We start from the raw sequence: 19,205 nt of genomic DNA on the forward strand, positions 1-19,205 counted from the left end.
TGTCGAAAACTGCGTAACTCGTTGAATCTCAAGGAGTTTTCCGTTTCGACTGCGCCGGAAGTGGGGCGAATTATAGACCTGTAGAATCTGCCGTCAAGACTTAATTTGCATTTTCTATGAATGAGCTCAAAAGAACCCTCTAAGGGTGCTTCTACAAGACTATATAGAGGCACAGGGTGCGCCTCTATATATAGAAGGGCAGCGCTACACCACTCGCGAATGCCTCAAGGCGTCCACAGCCTCGACCCGCATCCCCAATACACGTTGCAGAACCTCTGCAGTATGTTCGCCCAATAGAGGAGGGGCGTTACGGTACTCAACGGGGGTTTGCGAAAGACGAATCGGGCTAGCCACCTGAGGCACCATCCCAGCCAACGCGTGTGGTAGCTCCACAGCCAGGCCTCGAGCCACGACCTGTGGATCAGCAAACACCTGCGCCAGATCATTGATCGGCCCACAAGGCACCCCAGCCAACTCCAGCTGACTCACCCACTCCGCCGTAGTCTTGAACACCGTGGCCTGGCGAATCAGCGGGATCAGCACCGCCCGATTGGCTACCCGCAGCTTGTTAGTGGCAAACCGAGGGTCGTCCGCCCACTGCGGCTGACCTGCTACCTCGGCAAACTTGCGAAACTGCCCGTCATTACCCACGGTGAGGATGAAGTCGCCATCCGCCGTCGGAAAATCCTGATAGGGCACTATATTAGGGTGCGCATTACCCAAACGCTTGGGAGCGACCCCTGTGGTCAGATAGTTCATGGCCTGGTTGGCCAGGCAAGCGACCTGCACATCCAGCAATGCCATATCGATGTGCTGACCACCGCCACCCTGATCTCGATGAGCCAGGGCCGCCAGAATCGCCACAGAGGAGTAGAGCCCGGTAAGGATGTCGGTCAAGGCCACCCCCACTTTTACCGGCCCAGCCCCCTCATCACCCTCAGGTCGCCCAGTCAGGCTCATCAGACCACCCAAGCCCTGGATCATGAAGTCATAACCCGCGCGCTTGGCATAGGGCCCGGTCTGACCAAAACCGGTGATAGAACAGTAGATCAGCCGCGGATTGACGGCCTTGAGCGACTCATAGTCCAGACCGTAAGCCGCCAGCCCACCCACCTTGAAGTTCTCGATGACGATATCCGACTTGGCAGCCAGCTCACGCACCAACTGCTGCCCCTCAGGGCGCGTGAAGTCGATGGTCACTGACTGCTTGTTACGGTTGGCCGACAGGTAATAGGCAGCCTCCGTGGTGTTCTCGCCATAGGCATCTTTAAGGAAGGGCGGCCCCCAGGCGCGTGTATCGTCACCATTACCCGGACGCTCGACCTTGATGACCTCGGCCCCCAGGTCCGCAAGGATCTGCCCGGACCAAGGCCCGGCCAGTACCCGCGATAAATCCAGTACCCGCAGATGCGATAACGCGCCCATGGTCGCTCTCCTATTAATAGAACGCCTGGATACCGGTTTGTGCACGCCCGAGAATCAGCGCATGCACGTCGTGAGTACCTTCGTAGGTGTTGACCACTTCCAGGTTCACCAGGTGACGAGCAATACCGAACTCATCGGATATCCCGTTGCCGCCCAGCATGTCACGGGCCATGCGCGCGATATCCAGGGACTTGCCGCAGGAGTTGCGCTTCATGATCGAGGTGATTTCCACCGCCGCAGTCCCTTCATCCTTCATCCGCCCCAGGCGCAGGCAGCCCTGGAGGGCGAGGGTGATTTCGGTCTGCATGTCCGCCAGCTTCTTCTGGATCAGTTGGGTTGCCGCCAGAGGACGACCGAACTGCTGGCGATCAAGGGTGTATTGACGTGCGGTGTGCCAGCAGAACTCCGCAGCCCCCAAGGCGCCCCAGGAGATGCCGTAACGCGCCGAGTTCAAGCAGGTAAAAGGTCCTTTGAGCCCACGCACATCCGGGAAGATGTTCTCTTCCGGCACGAACACGTTGTCCATGACGATTTCGCCGGTGATCGAGGCCCGCAGGCCGACCTTGCCGTGAATCGCTGGTGCACTCAGGCCCTTCCAGCCTTTCTCCAGGACAAAACCACGAATGTCGCCGGCATCATCCTTGGCCCAAACCACGAATACATCAGCAATCGGGCTGTTGGTGATCCACATCTTGCTACCAGTCAGGCTGTAGCCACCGTCCACTTTGCGTGCACGAGTAATCATCGCACCCGGGTCAGATCCATGGTTCGGCTCGGTCAGACCAAAGCAGCCAATCCATTCGCCGGACGCCAGTTTCGGCAGGTACTTCTGCTTTTGCGCCTCGGTACCAAACTCGTTGATCGGCACCATCACCAAGGACGACTGCACACTCATCATCGAGCGGTAGCCGGAGTCCACTCGCTCCACTTCACGAGCGATCAGGCCATAGCACACATAGTTAAGGCCGCTGCCGCCGTACTGCTCAGGAATGGTAGCGCCCAACAGGCCGACTTCACCCATTTCCCGGAAGATGGCCGGGTCGGTCTTCTCATGGCGGAAAGCTTCGAGAACCCGTGGTGCCAGCTTGTCTTGAGCGAACTGCTCGGCACTGTCGCGGACCATGCGTTCTTCTTCGGTGAGTTGCTGGTCCAGCAGAAGGGGATCGATCCAGTTGAAGCTTGCTTTACCGCCCATGAGTGAATCCTCGTGAAGTAGGTCAACTATCGTGGAACAGATCCTAGGCCTACGGCGCGCCCCCAGGCAAACGAGGATTTCGCATAGTGTTGTGCTAATTTCTCACTTCGTAAGGGCCTAAACCGCCTTTTACAGCATCTATTAGTGAGATTGCCGTACATGCGCAGAAAGATCCCCAGTACCACCGCCTTAATCAGCTTCGAAGCCGCGGCACGTCATGAGAGCTTTACCAAGGCAGCCCAAGAGCTTTCCCTGACCCAGGGCGCGGTCTGCCGACAGATCGCCAGCCTTGAAGAGTTCCTCGGGCTGGAACTTTTCCGGCGTTCACGGCGGGGAGTCAAGCTCACTGAGGCCGGGCTGTCCTACAGCCGCCGGGTCGCCACACAACTGGACGCAGTGGAGCGCGACACACTTTCAGTGATGGGCCAGCAGGGGGCCAACGTCATCGAACTGGCGGTGGTTCCGACCTTCGGGACGCAGTGGTTATTGCCACGCCTGAAGGACTTCCAGCAGCAGCACCCCGAAGTCACGGTCAACCTGACCAACCGCACGCGCCCCTTCCTCTTTGCCGACACCCCCTTCGACGCCGCCATCTACTTTGGCGACGCCGATTGGTCGGGTACCCAGTCTCACTGGCTGATGGGCGAAAACCCGATGCCGGTGTGCAGCCCGGCAATGCTCGGCAAGCAGCAAGAGTTGAGCGCCGAGGCCATAGCCGAACTGCCCCTGCTGCAGCAGACCACGCGGCCTTATGCCTGGCGGCAATGGTTCAACTCACAGCAGCTGAATATCCCCCGCGACATGACAGGCCCGCGCTACGAGCTATTCTCCATGCTCGCCCAGGCCGCCATGCACGACATGGGTATCGCCTTGATTCCGCCCTTCCTTATCCAGCGCGAGCTGGCCGAAAAACGCTTGGTCATTGCCAACCCCCAGGCACTCTCGAGCATCAAGGCGTATTACCTGATGATTCCCGAACGCAAAGTGGAATCGGCCTCTTTACGGGCTTTTCGCGACTGGCTGGTGAACCAGGCAAACAGCTACAACCTTGAAAAATAAAGGCTCACAGCCAATAGCTGACCCCGTAGTCAAATAAATTAGAACCCTACAGATATAACTATTTGTCGCATTTTCACAGACTGTACCGACACCTTGAACAATCGTTCTACAAGCGCCTAACCACGCGGCTTGTAGGGTTTATTCAAGGGCAATGTAAGACTATTCATGTCACGGATGAGAAAAATCTTATTTTCCATAGCAAAGCCTTGAAAGGCACGGCTTACAAGGCTTTAACCTGGTACGTTGCGACATTCGGTCACGGGGTGACTTGTAGTTAATTTTCCGTCACTAGTCAGAATCCCTTGAAGGCCTCAAAGTTCGCCTGCAAAATGCCGCGCCCCGCTGTGATTTCAGCGGGATCGTGCTGATCGGCCGCCCCAGCCGCACCCTCCGAAGTGCGCTGGCCTTCTAAGAAAGATCGAAAGCAATAAGATCAAGCAGGAGATTTGACGTGCACATTGGTGTTCCTCTCGAAACCCAGACGGGTGAAACACGGGTTGCTGCAACCCCGGAAACCATCAAGAAGCTGATCGGCCAGGGTCATAAAGTCACTGTGCAAAGCGGCGCCGGCATTAACGCCAGCGTGGTCGACAGTGCCTATGAAGCGGCAGGAGCCACCATTGGCAGCGCCAACGATGCCTTTGGCGCCGAGCTGATTCTCAAGGTCGTGGCGCCCAGCGACAGCGAACTGGCGCTGATCAAGAGCGGCACCGTGCTGGTGGGCATGCTCAATCCGTTCAGCAATGAAACCATCACCAAGCTGGCCGAGCGCGGGATCACCGCCTTCGCCCTGGAGGCCGCACCCCGCACCTCCCGGGCCCAGAGCCTGGACGTGCTGTCGTCTCAGGCCAACATCGCCGGCTACAAGGCCGTGCTGCTGGCTGCCCACTACTATCCGCGCTTCATGCCGATGCTGATGACCGCCGCCGGTACGGTGAAGGCTGCCCGGGTGCTGATTCTCGGCGCCGGTGTTGCCGGCCTGCAGGCCATCGCCACGGCCAAGCGCCTGGGTGCGGTGATCGAAGCTTCGGACGTGCGTCCGGCAGTGAAGGAGCAGATCGAATCCCTGGGCGCCAAATTCGTCGACGTGCCTTACGAGACTGACGAAGAGCGCGAGTGCGCCGTCGGTGTCGGCGGTTACGCGCGCCCCATGCCGGCCAGCTGGATGCAGCGCCAGGCTCAGGCCGTGCACGAACGCGCCAAACAGGCCGATATCGTCATCACCACCGCGCTGATTCCGGGCCGCAAGGCACCAACCCTGCTGAGCGCCGATACCGTGGCCCAGATGAAGCCCGGTTCGGTGGTCATCGACCTGGCAGCCGCTCAGGGCGGCAACTGCCCACTGACTGTGGCTGACCAGGTCGTAGTGGAGCACGGCGTGACCATCGTCGGCCCGACCAATCTGGCCGGGGCAGTGGCTGCCGACGCCTCGGCGCTGTACGCCCGCAACCTGCTGGACTTCCTGAAGCTTGTCTTCACCAAAGAAGGGCAGTTCGAAGTCAACCTCGAAGACGACATCGTCGCCGCGTGCCTGATGTGCCGCGACGGCCAAGTCATCCGCAAAAACGCCTAAGCAGGGATTCAGACGATGGAAGAGCTTATCTCCCCCGGTATCTACAACCTGATCATCTTCGTGCTGGCGATCTATGTCGGTTACCACGTGGTCTGGAACGTTACACCCGCACTGCACACCCCCCTGATGGCAGTGACCAACGCCATTTCCGCGATCGTCATCGTCGGCGCCATGCTGGCTGCCGCCCTGACCGTGACCCCGTTGGGCAAGACCATGGGCACCCTGGCCGTGGCCCTGGCTGCGGTCAATGTGTTCGGCGGCTTCCTGGTCACCCGTCGCATGCTGGAAATGTTCAAGAAGAAAGCGCCCAAAGCCGTGAAAGAAGAGGTGCAGAAATAATGAGCATGAACCTGGTAACAACCCTCTATCTGATCGCCTCGGTGTGCTTTATCCAGGCGCTCAAGGGCCTTTCGCACCCGACCACGTCCCGCCGCGGTAACCTGTTCGGCATGCTGGGCATGGCCCTGGCGGTACTGACCACCATCGGCCTCATCTATAAGCTGGGCGCGGAACTGGCGACCGCCGGCATCGGCTACGTCATCATTGGCCTGCTGATCGGTGGTACCGCCGGTTCGATCATGGCCAAGCGCGTCGAGATGACCAAGATGCCGGAACTGGTGGCCTTCATGCACAGCATGATCGGCCTGGCCGCGGTGTTCATCGCCATTGCCGCCGTGGTCGAACCTCAGTCCCTGGGCATCGTCAAGCACCTGGGCGACTCGATTCCCGCCGGTAACCGCCTGGAGCTGTTCCTTGGCGCAGCCATCGGTGCCATCACCTTCTCCGGTTCGGTGATCGCCTTCGGCAAGCTGTCGGGCAAGTACAAGTTCCGCCTGTTCCAAGGCGCACCGGTACAGTTCGCCGGGCAGCACAAGCTCAACCTAGTACTGGGCCTGGCCACCCTCGGCCTGGGCGTGACCTTCATGGCCAGCGGCAACCTCGGTGCTTTTGCCCTGATGCTGGCCCTGGCCTTCGTCATGGGCGTGCTGATCATCATCCCGATCGGCGGCGCCGACATGCCGGTAGTGGTGTCGATGCTCAACAGCTACTCGGGCTGGGCGGCAGCGGGGATCGGCTTCTCCCTGAACAACTCGATGCTGATCATCGCCGGCTCCCTGGTGGGCTCCAGCGGCGCAATCCTCTCCTACATCATGTGCAAGGCGATGAACCGTTCGTTCTTCAACGTCCTGCTCGGCGGTTTCGGCAACACAGCCGATGCCGGCGGCCCGGCAGGTTCGAAGGAAGCACGCCCGGTGAAATCCGGTTCGGCCGACGATGCGACCTTCCTGCTGACCAACGCCGATACCGTGATCATCGTCCCCGGCTACGGCCTGGCGGTGGCACGCGCCCAGCACGCGCTGAAAGAGCTGACCGAGAAGCTGACCCACCGCGGCGTGACCGTGAAATACGCGATCCACCCGGTAGCGGGGCGCATGCCCGGCCACATGAACGTCTTGCTGGCCGAAGCCGAAGTGCCTTACGACCAGGTGTTCGAGATGGAAGACATCAACTCCGAGTTCGGCCAGGCCGACGTGGTGCTGGTGCTGGGCGCCAACGACGTGGTCAACCCGGCGGCGAAGAACGATCCTAAGTCGCCGATTGCCGGCATGCCGATTCTCGAAGCCTTCAAGGCCAAGACCATCATCGTCAACAAGCGCTCCATGGCCAGCGGCTATGCCGGCCTGGACAACGAACTGTTCTACCTGGACAAGACCATGATGGTCTTCGGCGACGCCAAGAAGGTCATCGAAGACATGGTCAAAGCCGTCGAATAAAGCTGCTGTAGCGCAATACCCAAAACCTCAGCCTTTAGTAGGCTGGGGTTTTTTATTTACTCCATAAAGCCGACAGAAGGCTCTAGATCAGGGCCTTTCATTCGACCTTTGTCGCGCGGTGTTTTTTTTTGAAATCACTAGACTGCGCTTCTTGCTTCCGTTGCCCGAGATAACAATCCATGTACCGTGATCGTATCCGCTTGCCTTCGTTGTTGGATAAGGTGATGAGCGCCGCTGACGCTGCCGCTCTGATTGAGGACGGCATGACCGTCGGCATGAGCGGCTTCACCCGCGCCGGTGAAGCCAAGGCCGTGCCCCATGCCCTGGCCGAACGGGCCAAGGTAACGCCACTGAAAATCAGCCTGATGACCGGCGCCAGCCTGGGCAACGACCTGGACAAGCAACTCACCGAAGCTGGCGTGCTGGCCCGGCGCATGCCGTTCCAGGTGGACAGCACCCTGCGCAAGGCGATCAACGCCGGCGAAGTGATGTTCATCGACCAGCACCTGTCGGAAACCGTCGAACAACTTCGCAACCAGCAGCTCAAGCTGCCGGACATTGCAGTGATCGAAGCTGTCGCCATCACTGAACAGGGCCATATCGTGCCGACCACCTCGGTGGGCAACTCCGCCAGCTTCGCGATCTTCGCCAAGCAGGTGATCGTCGAGATCAACCTGGCGCACAACCAGAATCTGGAAGGCCTGCACGACATCTATATCCCGACCTATCGCCCGACCCGTACACCGATTCCCCTGGTGAAGGTCGACGATCGCATCGGCAGCACGGCGATTCCGATCCCTGCGGACAAGATCGTCGCCATCGTCATCACTAATCAGTCGGATTCGCCGTCCACGGTTTCCACCCCGGACAGCGAGACCCAGGGCATCGCCAACCACCTGATCGACTTTCTCAAGCAGGAAGTGGATGCCGGGCGCATGAGCAACAAGCTCGGCCCGCTGCAGGCCGGTATCGGCAACATCGCCAACGCGGTGATGTGCGGCCTGATCGAGTCGCCATTCGAGAACCTGACCATGTACTCCGAAGTACTGCAGGACTCAACCTTCGACCTGATCGACGCCGGTAAGCTCAGCTTCGCCTCAGGTAGCTCCATCACCCTGTCGAGCCGACGCAACGCCGACGTGTTCGGCAACCTGGAACGCTACAAGGACAAGCTGGTGCTACGTCCGCAGGAGATCTCCAACCACCCGGAAGTGGTGCGCCGCCTGGGTATCATCGGCATCAACACCGCGCTGGAGTTCGATATCTACGGCAACGTCAACTCCACCCACGTCTGCGGCACGCGGATGATGAACGGCATCGGCGGCTCCGGCGACTTCGCCCGCAACGCACACCTGGCGATCTTCGTCACCAAGTCGATCGCCAAGGGCGGGGCGATTTCCAGCGTGGTGCCGATGGTCAGCCACGTGGACCACACCGAGCATGACGTCGACATCCTGGTGACCGAGATCGGCCTGGCGGACCTGCGCGGCCTGGCGCCGCGGGAGCGGGCCCGGGTGATCATCGACAACTGTGTGCATCCTTCCTACCGCGACGCACTGAATGACTACTTCACCAAGGCCTGCGCCCTGGGTGGTCACACGCCGCATATCCTGCGTGATGCCCTGAGCTGGCACATCAACCTGGAAGAAACTGGGAAAATGCTCGTCGAGTGATTGATACAGTTGGCAGCTGACGCAAACACAGTTTCGTCAGCTTGCCGGCCGCTCGCCAGAGACCGCCAAAAACTGTACTGCTGTACCGGTATTTTCCCCGCCTAAAACCACTTGCCTCCCATCAAAAAGCACCGAAATGCACCATAAAGGTGCTGACAGGTACAGTTGCGCCTTTTCCGAACAGTACAGCCCCTATAAACAGTTAACTGGTCCTTCACAATACAGGTGAACTGTATCTACAGAGTCTTGCGCGGGAAGAGGATCATGGGCACCAGTTAAACCACTACCTGATCCCGCCACAAGCGGAAGGATGTCAACCATGGAACGTACACTCAGTTCCGAACTGTTCTTCGAAGACAAAGCTGAAAAAACCCAGGCTTCCCTGCCTCTGCGCGTTATCGCCAACCTGATGCTGTGGCAGCGCCGCATCTCCAGCCGCCATCAACTGGCTCGCCTGGATTCGCGTCTGCTGGCCGATGCCGGGATCAGCGAAGCACAACGCTACGAAGAGCTGAGCAAGCCGTTCTGGCGCTAACTCAGCGTCGCTGGCCCTGACCCACCGGGTCCACCGCCAGCACCCCGAATTGCACACAACAAGACCCGTCGCGGGAAACCGCGACGGGTCTTGTCGTTCTGGCCGCGGAAAACGCGCTACACAGCTGAAATACAGCCCGTTTCATCGGAACAGGTACAGTTTTATAAAACATAACAATTAACCAGTACAATTTAGCTCGATTGTATCTGTATCACCGCATCGAACCGCCGCACCATGAGGTTGCAGCCAGCTCATCGCTCGGCTGCTCATGGAGGCAAGCATCATGCACTCGTCCCCTGGCACCCACCTTCACTGCACGCCCTTCAAGCGCTGGCTCACGGCGCTCGCCAACACACGGGAGCGGGCCCGCACCCGTCACTTGCTGGCACAAATGGATGAACGACAACTCTCGGACAGCGGCATCAGCCACAGCGATCGGGCAGCGGAACTGCACAAACCCTTTTGGCGCTGAGGCCTGCCGCAACACTGTGCGAATGGGGCCGCTGAGCCTAATATCTGAGGCGACGTGGCGATTTTCATTCGAACTGCGTCAGAGCAATCAGACACAGCACCTCGCAGTGGCTGCCCGGCGTCTCACTCAGCGCCCTTAAATTGTCTGTTCATTCACAGGAGTTACCCATGTCCCGTCTCCGCCTGCTCAGCGCCGCCGCCCTGCTGGCCCTGGCTGCCAATGCCCACGCCACCAGCCTGATCGTGACCACCGACGCCATTGTCGGCGCGCTCAAGGCCACCACCGACGCCACCTCCGATGCCACTTCTTCCCTGCGTGACAACAAGATTGTCCGTGCCGCCCGGGATGATGCCGCCAGTTTCGTCGCCACCGATGGCGCCATTCGCGGGGTAAAACTGGAAAGCGCATTTGCCCACATTCGCCAGCAAGCGCCTCAGTTGCAGGCCTCTGATGCACAGCTGGCCCAGGCCATCCTGGCAATCTGAAGCGTCTCGGTTTCAGGTGCCCCGGCGCACCTGAAACCCTCTGCGCTGGTCCTCCAAGGGGCATTGCGCTAGCCTTGGCGCTGGTTTTCAGCTGTCGAGACTCTTGGGTTTGTTCCGTATTTCGCTTTCCGCTCCCGTATTAATCGCCGCCTGTTGGGCCGGTTCGGTGCAGGCATTCGACCTCACCACCCAAAGCCTGGTTGTCACCGTCTATGCGACAGGCCAGGTGACCTCGGCGCCCTTCGACCATAAACTGCTGCTTGCTGCCCAGGATGACGCCGCTGCCTTCGTGGCAACCGACGGCCAACTGCGCGGCGCCCGCCTGGAGTCTGCGCTGGAATACCTGCGCCAGGACCCGGCAAAACTTCATGCCAGCGACCTTGAACTGGCGCAGGCAATTCTCGTCCAATAACCATCCCTGTTCTTCCGGAGTCGTTCCATGCGTAGCCCGCTGATTGCCGCCACCCTTGGCCTGCTGTTGTTGGCCGACGTGGCCCAGGCACACACCCTGGTGGCCACCAGTAACATCATCGTCCGCGCCTCTGGCCGCACGATCGATTTCACCTCGGACACCACCACTTCGATCCGTGACTCCAAAGTCGTGCGCGAAGCCCACGACGATGCCGCCAGCTTCGTCGCCAGCAACGGTGATATCCGCGGCGCGCAACTTGAAGCGGCGTTCAATGCCCTGCGCACGCAGCTGCCAGAAGCCCGCGACGCCAGCGACCAGGTGCTTGCCGAAGCCATCCTGGCCCTGTGAAACCACTCCTAGCCTGGCTGCTGGCCGGGACCCTGGGGCTGCTCTGCGGCACCGCCCAGGCCGACCTGCAACTGCGCCTCAAGACCGATGGCTTGAGCCCGGCGCAGCAACACGCCAGCCAGGCACTGCTGGATGAAGCGAGGCAGGCGTTGCCGCCGCGTTTCATCCAGCAACTGGATCGCACCATTGATGTCGGCTGGACCGACCGAATGCCCGACAACGCCTATGGCGAGGCATCCCTGGTGTCGGAACTGGACCTCAACCGAGCCTTGCTGCCCAGCCTGACCGACGGCTCCGCCGCCACCCAGAAGACCAGCCGCCCCCATGGCACCGTGCGCCGGGAAATGCTCGCCACGGTACTCCATGAACTGACCCACATTTATGATCGCGCGCGTTTATGGCCCGGTGCCGAGCGTAGCCTGATCCAGCGCTGCACCCGCAAGAACAGCACCTCCGGGCTGATCGGCCTGCCGGATGAGTGTCGCGGCCAGAATGACCGGCGCTTCACCCTCAGCGATGATCCACGGCTGCTGGATCTGGCCGGTTGGCCGCAATACGTCGGCCGCCGTGGCGAACGCGAGCAGCACAACCGTCAGGTCGCCCGCAGCCCGGACATCTACGAGATCACCAACCCGAAGGAATTCGTCGCGGTGAACATGGAGTACTTCCTTCTCGATCCGAGCTACGCCTGCCGCCGCCCAGCGCTGTACCGCTATTACCAGGAACATTTCGGCTGGGCGCCGGCCGCCAAGGACAGCTGCGCCAAGTCCTTCGCCTTCCTCAACGCCGGCAACGACTTCGCCAAGACGCCCCTGGGGCAGGTGGACCCGGAGCGGGTCTACGCGGTGGACTACCTGCTGGCCGAAGCCAACCAGAACTGGGTCAGCCGCTGGGGCCACAGCATGCTGCGCCTGGTGATCTGCGCCCCGGGCCGCCCCCGCGGGCCGGATTGCCGGCTGGACCTGGACCAGCACCTAGTGCTGTCCTACCGCGCCTTCGTTGGTGACGTGCAGCTCTCCAGCTGGGACGGCCTGGTGGGCAAGTACCCTTCGCGGCTGTTTGTCCTGCCGCTGTCCCAGGTCATCGACGAGTACACCAAGACCGAGCTGCGCAGCTTGGCCTCGGTGCCGTTGAAGCTGTCACGCAGCGAGATCGAGGAAGTGGTGGAGCACGCCGCCGAGATGCATTGGAGCTACGACGGCAACTATTACTTCCTGTCCAACAACTGCGCAGTGGAAAGCCTCAAGCTGCTGCGCAGCGGCAGCAACAACAAGCAACTGATCGGCCTCGACAGCATCATGCCCAACGGCTTGCTGGAGGTGCTCAAGGGCAGGGGGCTGGCGGACACCAGCGTGCTCGACGACCCGCGCGAGGCGCTGCGCCTGGGGTATCGCTTCGACTCCTTCCGCGACCGCTACCAGGCGATGTTCGAGGTGATCAAGAAGCGCCTGCCGATCAAGCAGGCCAGCGTCGAAGACTGGCTGTCGCTGAGCGCCGAGGAACGCCGGCACTGGTTCGACCAGGCCGACCTGCGCACCAGCGCCGCCTTGCTGCTGCTGGAGCAGGCCAGTTATCGCCGGCAACTGCTGCTGGCTCAGGACGAGGTCAAGCAGCGCTACCTGGGGGCTCGCGAGCTGAAAAATGGTGGTATGGAGCAGGCCAACAAGACCCTGCAGCAGATCCTCGCCAACAGCGGCTTCCTCAGCCGCCCGGCAGAATTGCTGGGCAGCGGCGGCTACGGCCTGCCTCAGCCCGCTGAATGGCAACGCCTGGAGTCCGAGAGCAGCCAGCGGCAGAAGCAACTGCAATCCTTGACCGGTGACCTGGACAAGGAAGTGCGAGCCCTGCTGGAACCGGCCCGAGCGGCGGAAATCGCCGCCAACGAGGCCAACCTGAAGCTGGTGGGCGAGCATCTGCGGACGCTGCACAAGGCGGCAGGCGGGTTGGAACTGCCGTAGCGCTGCCAAGCCCGCGAGGCTGCGAAAAGGACCGAAGGGCCTTGCTGGGCGGCCTTGAGAGCCTCGCGACCGCTACACGCTCGTGCGCAGCCTACGGCAGCGGCTACAGGGTTTCCTGCGGTTCTTGCGGCAGGTGCTCGTCCAAATGCAACCAGGGCAGGCGGCTGTCGGTCCAGATATGCCGGTCTGCAGGCGCCAGTTCCGGGTGATCCAGGGTGGCGATGGTGACATCGATGCTGTCTGGGCTCAGGTGGGTGATCAGCGCCAAATGAGCACCACAGTTGCCGCAGAAATAGCGCGCACAACTTCCAGATGAGTCGTACCGGGCGGGAACGCCTTCCAGCCATTCGAAAGCCGAGGCGGACAGGGTGATCCAGGTGGTCACCAGACCGCCACTGACCCGGCGGCAGATCGAGCAATGGCAGTGGGCGATGTCCCGCAACGGGCCGCTGAACTGGTAACGCAGCCGCCCGCAGTGGCAGCCTCCGGTGTGCAACTCTCTCATGTGCATGTCTCCCTGGCGCCGATAGCCATCACTTTATGCCGCTGGTCGCCTGCTGCAACATCCGTTCGTTCCTTTCAGCGACGAAAGCTGGCTGAAAGCTTCCCCCATTAGGATCGCCTCCACTACCGGCAACAGACCGGTTGGCCACAGCGGGCGTTTCTCGCGCTCCCGGCCCTATTAACAACAACAATGGTGATTCTGATGTCCGCTCCTACCCGCCTGTTTGCTGCAACTCCTCCCGTACGCCTCGTGCTTGCCGTTCTGCGCTGATCCCACCCGGTTCGCCATTCCCTAGCCGCGCTACGCCTGGAGTAATCCCATGCTGACTTTCCTTGGCTTTGCCATGGTCATCACCTTCATGTTCCTGATCATGACCAAGCGCCTGTCGGCGCTGATCGCCCTGATCATCGTGCCCATCCTGTTCGCGCTGTTCGGTGGCTTTGCGCCGAAGATCGGCCCGATGATGCTCGAAGGCATCACCAAGCTCGCGCCCACCGGCGTGATGCTGATGTTTGCCATCCTCTACTTTGCCTTGATGATCGACTCCGGCCTGTTCGACCCGGCCGTGCGCAAGATCCTCAAGCTGGTCAAGGGCGACCCGCTGAAGGTCTCGGTGGGCACTGCGGTACTGGCCCTGGTGGTGTCCCTGGACGGTGACGGCGCCACCACCTACATGATCTGCGTGGCCGCCATGCTGCCGCTGTACAGCCGCATCGGCATGAGCCCGCGAATCATGGCCGGCCTGATCATCCTCGCCGGCGGGGTGATGAACATGACCCCCTGGGGCGGCCCGACCGCCCGCGCGGCCAGCGCCCTGCACGTGGACCCGTCGGACATCTTCGTGCCCATGATCCCGGCCATGCTGGCCGGCGTGGTGGCGATCCTGGCGATCGCCTACATGTACGGCAAGCGGGAAAGGGCGCGCCTGGGTGAACTGCACCTGGCGGGCGACGAGATCGACCACAGCGAGATCAGCGTGTCGCAGTACCCCGACGCTCGTCGTCCCAAGCTGATCTGGTTCAACGGCGCCCTGACCTTCGCCCTGATGTGCGCGCTGATCGCCGGGCTGCTGCCGTTGCCGGTGCTGTTCATGGTGGCCTTCAGTATCGCCATGATCGTCAATTATCCCTGCCTGCAGCAGCAGAAGGATCGGGTCGCGGCCCACGCCGGCAGCGTGCTGGCGGTGGTCGGGCTGATCTTCGCGGCGGGCATCTTCACCGGCATCCTGTCCGGCACCGGCATGGTGGATGCCATGTCCAAGAGCCTGCTGGCGGTGATCCCGGAAGCCCTGGGGCCGTACCTGGCGGTGATTACCGCGCTGGTGAGCATGCCGTTCACCTTCTTCATGTCCAACGATGCCTTCTACTACGGCGTGCTGCCGGTGCTGGCCGAAGCCGCCAGCCACTACGGCATCACCGCGGTGGAAATGGCCCGTGCGTCGATCGTCGGCCAACCCGTGCACTTGCTCAGCCCGCTGGTACCCTCGACCTACCTGTTGGTGGCCCTGGCCGGTATCGAGTTCGGCGATCACCAGCGCTTCACCCTCAAGTGGGCAGTGCTGGTCTGCCTGTGCATAATGTTCGCCGCTTTGCTGATGGGGATTTTTCCGCTGTTCAGCACTCTATAAAAGCAATGCTTCTGCGCCCGGGCCGGCCTCACGGCCCGGGCTATAACACTCGCTCAAAGGAATACACATGGAATGGCTGACCAACCCGGAAATCTGGGTTGCCTTCTTTACCCTGACTGCCCTGGAGATCGTCCTGGGCATCGACAACATCATCATGATCTCGATCCTGGTCAGCCGCATGCCCAAGCACATGCAGGCGCGCACGCGAATCTTCGGTCTGGCGCTGGCGATGGTCACGCGCATTCTGTTGCTGCTGTCGATCACCTGGGTCATGCGCCTCACGGCCGACCTGTTCGTGGTCTTCGGCCAGGGCATTTCCGGGCGTGACCTGATCCTGTTCTTCGGTGGCCTGTTCCTGCTGTGGAAAAGCTCCCAGGAGATGTACCACGCCCTGGAAGGCGAGGACGAAACCATTGATGAGCCCAAGGGCAAGGGCGGCAACTTCCTCTACACCATCATCCAGATCGCCATTATCGACATCGTCTTCTCCCTGGACTCGGTGATCACCGCCGTGGGCATGGTTTCCCATGTGCCGGTCATGGTGGCGGCCATCATCGTCGCGGTGCTGGTGATGATGCTGGCGGCCGGGACCATCAGCGAATTCATCGACAAGCACCCGTCGCTGAAAATGCTCGCGCTGTCCTTCCTGCTGGTGGTGGGTACGGTCCTGATCGCCGAAGCCTTCGAAGTGCACGTGCCAAAAGGCTACGTCTACTTCGCCATGGCCTTCTCCCTGGCGGTGGAAGCCATCAACATCAAGATGCGCACCGCCATCGCGAAAAAGAAAAAACAGCAGGACCCGGTGAAACTGCGCAAGGACGTTCCTGGTCAATAATCCGGGAATGCGCTGAATGGAAAAGGGGCTCTCGGGCCCCTTTTCTGCGTCTGCAGGAAGCTGTTTTCATGACAGTTTTGTTTCAATCGCCGGTTTGGCTATGCGATGCTGGCGCCTCGTGCGTTAGCCAACTACAGCTTAAGTACATAACGTAGAACGTCGCGCAACAACGTCCACTCGCCCCGCTTGGGGCACTTCACCCCAGGGGGGGCCTCTATGCTGACCCTGCTCAATCTGCTTTCCGCCGTGGCCCTGCTGATCTGGGGTACGCATATCGTCCGTACCGGCATCCTGCGGGTCTACGGCTCCAACCTGCGCCACGTGATCGGCCAGAACATGGCCAGGCGGCCACTGGCGTTCATTGCCGGGATCCTGGTCACGGCCATGGTCCAGAGCAGCAACGCCACGGCGATGCTGGTGACGTCCTTTGTCGGCCAGGGCCTGATGGCGCTGACCCCGGCGCTGGCCACCATGCTCGGCGCCGACGTCGGTACCGCGCTGATGGCCCGGGTACTGACCTTCGACCTGTCCTGGCTGTCGCCGCTGCTGATCTTCCTCGGGGTGATCTTCTTTCTCTCGCGCAAGCAGACCCGCGCCGGCCAGCTGGGCCGGGTCGGCATCGGCCTGGGGCTGATCATCCTGGCCCTGCAACTGATCGTCGAAGCCGCGGCCCCCATCACCCATGCCCAGGGCGTGAAGGTCCTGTTCGCCTCGCTGACCGGCGATATTCTCCTGGATGCACTGATGGGTGCGGTGTTCGCCATGGTGTCCTATTCCAGCCTGGCGGCGGTGCTGCTCACCGCGACCCTGGCCGGCGCCGGGGTCATCAGCCTGCCGGTGGCCATCGGCCTGGTGATCGGCGCCAACATCGGCAGCGGGGTACTGGCCTTCCTCAGCACCAGCATGCAGAACGCCGCCGGGCGCCAGGTCGCGCTGGGCAGCCTGCTGTACAAGCTCATCGGCCTGCTGCTGATCATCCCGGTGCTCGACCCACTGGCCCACTGGATGGACAGCCTGGACTTCAGCCCCCAGGAAGTGGTGATCGGCTTCCACCTGCTGTACAACACCGCCCGCTGCCTGTTGCTGCTGCCCACTGTCGGCCCCATGGCCCGGCTCTGCGCCTGGCTGCTGCCGGAGCGCCCCCAGGAAAACGGCCGCGCTCGCCCGCGGCACCTGGACCCTACCGCCCTGGCCACGCCGAGCCTGGCCCTGGCCAACGCCGCCCGCGAAACCCTGCGCATCGGTGACCTGATCGACAGCATGCTGGAGGCGATGCGCGACGCGCTGCAGGGCAAGCAGACCGCCATCACCCAGGAGCTGCGCGCCCTCAGCGACGACGTCGAAGCGCTGTACAGCGCCATCAAGCTGTACCTGGCGCAGATGCCCCGGGAAGACCTCAGCGACCAGGACAGCCGGCGCTGGGCCGAAATCATCGAACTGGCGTTCAACCTCAAGCTGGCCAGCGATCTGATCGAGCGAATGCTGCGCAAGGTCCAGCAGCAGAAGACCTCCCAGCGCCGCTCCTTCTCCGAGGTTGGCCTGGAAGAGTTGACCGGGCTGCACGCGCAACTGATCGCCAACCTGCGCCTGGGGCTCTCGGTGTTCCTGAGCGCCGACCCGGAAAGCGCGCGCCAGCTGCTGCGGGAAAAACGCCGTTTCCGCGCCCAGGAGCGGCGCCTGGCCCACGCCCACGTCAGCCGCCTGCAACGCAAGATCGTCCAGAGCATCGAGACCAGTTCGCTGCACCTGGAGCTGATCGCCGACATGAAGCGCCTCAACTCCCTGTTCTGCAGCAGTGCCTACGTGGTTCTGGAAACCTCGGACACCGGCGCGCTGGAGGTCGAAGAGATGGCTGACATCACTCATTCACCCTGAACGTCCACAGTCCCACGAAGTCTGTAGAACTTACGCACGCCGTAAGGAAGCTTGTTATGCGTTGTCTGTTATTCGCCTGCCTGTTGCTGGGCAGTGCACAAGGATGGGCTTTGGATCGTTTCCAGGTCGAAGGCTACACCCTGCCCAATGGCCTGCAACTGCTGCTCAAGCCCGGCAGCGAACGCGGCCACGTGGCGATCCGCCTGGTGGTGGGAGTGGGCCTGGACGACTTCGCCTGTGCCGACAAGGAGTTGCCGCACCTGCTGGAACACCTGCTGTTCAGCGGCGTGGATGACAGCGGGGAAGGCGGCCTGGAAGAACGCATGCAGGCCCTGGGCGGCGAATGGAATGCCTACACCAGCAATGCCGACACCACCTTCGTCATCGAGGCCCCGGCGCGCAACCAGCGCAAGGTCCTGGACCTCTTGCTGTCGCTGCTGACCCATACCCGCCTGGACGACAACGCCGTGGCCGCGGCCAAGCAAGTGGTGGAACGCGAAGGCGGGGGTCACTATTCGCACCTGCAACGCTGGCTCGACCGCCAGGACCTGGGACACAAGGCAGGCAACCAGCTGGCGGTGGAACTGGGGCTCAAATGCGCCGAACGCGCCGAGGTCGGGAACCTGACCCTGGCCCAGCTGGAGCAGGTACGCAAGGACTGGTACGCCCCGAACAACATGACCCTGATCGTGGTGGGCGAGCTCGATCGCCTGCTACCGGCCTACCTGGAGCGCACCTACGGTGCCCTGGAGCCGGTGGAGCCCAGCGAACACCCCGACCTGCCGCAGATCCAGGGCACCGCCGCCCCTGAGCGCACCCTGGTCCATGGCTGGGTAGGGCAGAGCGCGCAACTGCACTGGCTGTTTCCCGAGCCCGTGCTGGACCAGCAGCACGACGAGACCTTCGACCTGCTCAAGGACTACCTGGACTGGGCGCTGTATCGCCAACTGCGTCTTGAGCACGAATTGTCCTACGGCCCCTGGAGTGATCGGGAAGTCTTCGGTGGCGTGGGCTTTCTCAGCCTCAATGCCGACCTTGAGCGCGACGACCTGCCCCAAGCCCGGCAAGTGGTAGAGCAGCTCAAGGCACGGCTGCTCAAGGACGGCCTCGACCCGGCCGCCTTCGCCCGCCTGAAACAGGCTGCCATCGATCGCCAGGCCTGGGCCGTGCAGGGCAACAGCGCCCTGGCGGACTATTACTGGAGCGCCCTCGGGGACTTCGACAACGGCCGCTTCAGCGACCCGGCCAAGCGCCTGAAAGCAGTGAGCCTGGAACAGGCCAACCTGGCCCTGCGCCAGCTGCTGCAGCAGCCGGGCTACCTGCGCATCGAACAACCGCTACTCAGTGACGAACAACTGCTCTGGCTGATCGGCGGCCTGCTGTCCCTGATCCTGCTCGGCAGCTTCGGCGTCTACCTGCTGCGCCGCCGGGCCCGCTGACCCATGGCCAGGGA

18 protein-coding genes are annotated in these 19,205 nt (G+C 61.7%); 15 read left to right on the top strand and 3 right to left on the bottom strand.

Annotated features, from left to right (window positions below):
• Positions 1-204 precede the first annotated feature (204 nt).
• Positions 205-1,425, bottom strand: coding sequence for a CaiB/BaiF CoA transferase family protein (locus tag ACUXVH_RS00005; RefSeq protein ID WP_065364946.1), 1,221 nt, complete (start codon positions 1,423-1,425; stop codon positions 205-207).
• A 13-nt stretch (positions 1,426-1,438) separates the two neighbouring features.
• Complete coding sequence (locus ACUXVH_RS00010; protein WP_011058503.1) at positions 1,439-2,620, bottom strand: acyl-CoA dehydrogenase; 1,182 nt, start codon at positions 2,618-2,620, stop codon at positions 1,439-1,441.
• Between the two features lie 159 nt (positions 2,621-2,779).
• Between ACUXVH_RS00010 and ACUXVH_RS00015 the strand changes: the two genes are divergently transcribed.
• From ACUXVH_RS00015 to ACUXVH_RS00065, 11 genes are all read left to right on the top strand, one after another.
• Positions 2,780-3,679 (top strand): LysR family transcriptional regulator, encoded by a 900-nt coding sequence (locus tag ACUXVH_RS00015; protein WP_011058502.1) that lies wholly within the window; start codon positions 2,780-2,782, stop codon positions 3,677-3,679.
• A gap of 451 nt (positions 3,680-4,130) precedes the next feature.
• Positions 4,131-5,252 carry a Re/Si-specific NAD(P)(+) transhydrogenase subunit alpha gene (locus ACUXVH_RS00020; RefSeq protein ID WP_065364947.1) on the top strand — a complete coding sequence of 374 codons (1,122 nt, stop codon included), beginning with the start codon at positions 4,131-4,133 and terminating at the stop codon, positions 5,250-5,252.
• 15 nt (positions 5,253-5,267) lie between these two features.
• Entirely contained in the window at positions 5,268-5,591 is a 324-nt protein-coding gene (locus ACUXVH_RS00025) for an NAD(P) transhydrogenase subunit alpha (protein WP_005783507.1), read from the top strand.
• On the top strand, positions 5,591-7,027 hold the full coding sequence (locus ACUXVH_RS00030) for an NAD(P)(+) transhydrogenase (Re/Si-specific) subunit beta (RefSeq protein WP_019095629.1): 1,437 nt from the start codon (positions 5,591-5,593) through the stop codon (positions 7,025-7,027). Before ACUXVH_RS00025 ends, ACUXVH_RS00030 begins: the two co-directional genes overlap by 1 nt.
• Positions 7,028-7,206: 179 nt before the next feature.
• The gene (locus ACUXVH_RS00035) at positions 7,207-8,700 is read left to right on the top strand and encodes an acetyl-CoA hydrolase/transferase family protein (RefSeq protein WP_065364948.1); all 1,494 of its coding nucleotides are present in this window, start codon (positions 7,207-7,209) and stop codon (positions 8,698-8,700) included.
• A gap of 319 nt (positions 8,701-9,019) precedes the next feature.
• Entirely contained in the window at positions 9,020-9,235 is a 216-nt protein-coding gene (locus ACUXVH_RS00040; RefSeq protein ID WP_011058498.1) for a DUF1127 domain-containing protein, read from the top strand.
• Between the two features lie 268 nt (positions 9,236-9,503).
• Entirely contained in the window at positions 9,504-9,707 is a 204-nt protein-coding gene (locus tag ACUXVH_RS00045) for a DUF1127 domain-containing protein (protein WP_019095628.1), read from the top strand.
• Between the two features lie 167 nt (positions 9,708-9,874).
• Complete coding sequence (locus ACUXVH_RS00050; protein ID WP_011058497.1) at positions 9,875-10,192, top strand: DUF2388 domain-containing protein; 318 nt, start codon at positions 9,875-9,877, stop codon at positions 10,190-10,192.
• A gap of 103 nt (positions 10,193-10,295) precedes the next feature.
• Positions 10,296-10,604 (top strand): DUF2388 domain-containing protein, encoded by a 309-nt coding sequence (locus ACUXVH_RS00055; RefSeq protein WP_011058496.1) that lies wholly within the window; start codon positions 10,296-10,298, stop codon positions 10,602-10,604.
• A gap of 27 nt (positions 10,605-10,631) precedes the next feature.
• Positions 10,632-10,952 (top strand): DUF2388 domain-containing protein, encoded by a 321-nt coding sequence (locus ACUXVH_RS00060; RefSeq protein WP_011058495.1) that lies wholly within the window; start codon positions 10,632-10,634, stop codon positions 10,950-10,952.
• A complete protein-coding gene (locus ACUXVH_RS00065; protein WP_065364949.1) occupies positions 10,949-12,910 on the top strand; it encodes a DUF7844 domain-containing protein in 1,962 nt (653 codons plus the stop codon). The genes ACUXVH_RS00060 and ACUXVH_RS00065 overlap by 4 nt, the downstream gene beginning before the upstream one ends.
• A 103-nt stretch (positions 12,911-13,013) precedes the next feature.
• On the opposite strand, the gene ACUXVH_RS00070 is transcribed toward ACUXVH_RS00065, so the two are convergent.
• Positions 13,014-13,415, bottom strand: coding sequence for a GFA family protein (locus tag ACUXVH_RS00070; protein ID WP_065364950.1), 402 nt, complete (start codon positions 13,413-13,415; stop codon positions 13,014-13,016).
• A gap of 319 nt (positions 13,416-13,734) precedes the next feature.
• Between ACUXVH_RS00070 and ACUXVH_RS00075 the strand changes: the two genes are divergently transcribed.
• The 4 genes from ACUXVH_RS00075 (at position 13,735) to ACUXVH_RS00090 (ending at position 19,191) form a co-directional block, all read left to right on the top strand.
• Entirely contained in the window at positions 13,735-15,042 is a 1,308-nt protein-coding gene (locus tag ACUXVH_RS00075) for a CitMHS family transporter (protein ID WP_015633664.1), read from the top strand.
• A 67-nt stretch (positions 15,043-15,109) separates the two neighbouring features.
• Entirely contained in the window at positions 15,110-15,877 is a 768-nt protein-coding gene (locus tag ACUXVH_RS00080) for a TerC family protein (RefSeq protein WP_011058491.1), read from the top strand.
• A 216-nt stretch (positions 15,878-16,093) separates the two neighbouring features.
• The gene (locus ACUXVH_RS00085) at positions 16,094-17,752 is read left to right on the top strand and encodes a Na/Pi cotransporter family protein (RefSeq protein WP_011058490.1); all 1,659 of its coding nucleotides are present in this window, start codon (positions 16,094-16,096) and stop codon (positions 17,750-17,752) included.
• 56 nt (positions 17,753-17,808) lie between these two features.
• Positions 17,809-19,191 carry a M16 family metallopeptidase gene (locus tag ACUXVH_RS00090; RefSeq protein ID WP_065364951.1) on the top strand — a complete coding sequence of 461 codons (1,383 nt, stop codon included), beginning with the start codon at positions 17,809-17,811 and terminating at the stop codon, positions 19,189-19,191.
• Positions 19,192-19,205 lie beyond the last annotated feature (14 nt).

This window comes from Pseudomonas sp. 8(2025) (assembly GCF_052665325.1).

Excerpts from the sequence above, each read along its gene's own strand:
- ACUXVH_RS00050 (WP_011058497.1), top strand. The coding sequence starts at position 9,875 with ATGTCCCGTCTCCGCCTGCTCAGCGCCGCCGCCCTGCTGGCCCTGGCT.
- ACUXVH_RS00080 (WP_011058491.1), top strand. The coding sequence starts at position 15,110 with ATGGAATGGCTGACCAACCCGGAAATCTGGGTTGCCTTCTTTACCCTG.
- ACUXVH_RS00010 (WP_011058503.1), bottom strand. The coding sequence starts at position 2,620 with ATGGGCGGTAAAGCAAGCTTCAACTGGATCGATCCCCTTCTGCTGGAC.
- ACUXVH_RS00075 (WP_015633664.1), top strand. The coding sequence starts at position 13,735 with ATGCTGACTTTCCTTGGCTTTGCCATGGTCATCACCTTCATGTTCCTG.
- ACUXVH_RS00030 (WP_019095629.1), top strand. The coding sequence starts at position 5,591 with ATGAGCATGAACCTGGTAACAACCCTCTATCTGATCGCCTCGGTGTGC.
- ACUXVH_RS00005 (WP_065364946.1), bottom strand. The coding sequence starts at position 1,425 with ATGGGCGCGTTATCGCATCTGCGGGTACTGGATTTATCGCGGGTACTG.
- ACUXVH_RS00060 (WP_011058495.1), top strand. The coding sequence starts at position 10,632 with ATGCGTAGCCCGCTGATTGCCGCCACCCTTGGCCTGCTGTTGTTGGCC.
- ACUXVH_RS00045 (WP_019095628.1), top strand. The coding sequence starts at position 9,504 with ATGGAGGCAAGCATCATGCACTCGTCCCCTGGCACCCACCTTCACTGC.
- ACUXVH_RS00025 (WP_005783507.1), top strand. The coding sequence starts at position 5,268 with ATGGAAGAGCTTATCTCCCCCGGTATCTACAACCTGATCATCTTCGTG.
- ACUXVH_RS00015 (WP_011058502.1), top strand. The coding sequence starts at position 2,780 with ATGCGCAGAAAGATCCCCAGTACCACCGCCTTAATCAGCTTCGAAGCC.
- ACUXVH_RS00035 (WP_065364948.1), top strand. The coding sequence starts at position 7,207 with ATGTACCGTGATCGTATCCGCTTGCCTTCGTTGTTGGATAAGGTGATG.
- ACUXVH_RS00040 (WP_011058498.1), top strand. The coding sequence starts at position 9,020 with ATGGAACGTACACTCAGTTCCGAACTGTTCTTCGAAGACAAAGCTGAA.
- ACUXVH_RS00090 (WP_065364951.1), top strand. The coding sequence starts at position 17,809 with ATGCGTTGTCTGTTATTCGCCTGCCTGTTGCTGGGCAGTGCACAAGGA.
- ACUXVH_RS00085 (WP_011058490.1), top strand. The coding sequence starts at position 16,094 with ATGCTGACCCTGCTCAATCTGCTTTCCGCCGTGGCCCTGCTGATCTGG.
- ACUXVH_RS00070 (WP_065364950.1), bottom strand. The coding sequence starts at position 13,415 with ATGAGAGAGTTGCACACCGGAGGCTGCCACTGCGGGCGGCTGCGTTAC.